The sequence below is a fragment of the Mesorhizobium sp. P5_C1 genome, from assembly GCF_054049815.1.
Genome location: NZ_JBFULQ010001226.1, coordinates 1 through 782 on the forward strand (window position 1 = coordinate 1; position 782 = coordinate 782).

Genomic DNA, 782 nt, shown 5'->3' on the forward strand with positions numbered 1-782 from the left:
ACCTGAGCATCGGTCGATGAGTTAGGCTCGCTAAACCGCCAATAAGCGTACAGCAGGGCGAGCGCAGCAAGCGCAGGCGCATAGTGGGGATCGATGCGAATGGCTTCATGCATGTGTTCACGAGCAAGCCGCTCATCGCCATTACGCCAAGCCGCGTGAGACCTAAGCCATAATGTGTAGGCGGAAACGCTTGTCGTGGGATTTTTCGCGCGTTTGGTCCCGGCGGCATCTTGCAAATTGAAAAAGAGCCGACCAAGAACGCAATCGACGAATTCATCCTGCACCGCGAATATGTCGGTCATTTCGCGGTCAAACTTTTCGGCGAAGACGTGAGTGCCGGTTTGCGCATCGATCAGTTGAACTGTGGCGCGCATACGCTGCCCTGCCAGCCGAATGCTTCCTTCCACCACGAAATCTGCCCCCAATCTCCGGCCCACCTCGGCTACGTCAACTGAGCTCCCTTTATAGATCCATGGGCAGCGAATTCGCCTCAATGGTATCGACGCGCCCGAAAGTGCTCAACTTTGCCTGGACGCGGGCAGAAGGAACTACCGGTGCGGGCAAAAAGCGTCCCTCGCCCTTGCGGATTTTCTAAAAGTCCACAGTCCGACTTCGTGCATTGAGGTCGACCGCGACCAGTTCAGGCGCATGGTGGCCGTCTGCACTACTGGCGGCATCGATATTGGGGAATGGATGGTCAGACGGGGCTACGCGCTTGATTGGCCGAAATACAGCGACGGATTCTATGTCAGGGCTCAAAATGAAGCTAGGGCAGCAAAACG

At 56.3% G+C, this 782-nt stretch carries 1 protein-coding gene and 1 pseudogene; one reads left to right on the forward strand and one right to left on the reverse strand.

From position 1 onward, the window contains the following. A pseudogene (locus ACXJ7R_RS35025) lies at positions 1 to 410 on the reverse strand (hypothetical protein); the annotation flags it as partial. 73 nt (positions 411 to 483) lie between these two features. Between ACXJ7R_RS35025 and ACXJ7R_RS35030 the strand changes: the two are divergent. Then, the coding region (locus ACXJ7R_RS35030; protein WP_457155788.1) for a thermonuclease family protein at positions 484 to 782 on the forward strand (299 nt) is incomplete at its 3' end.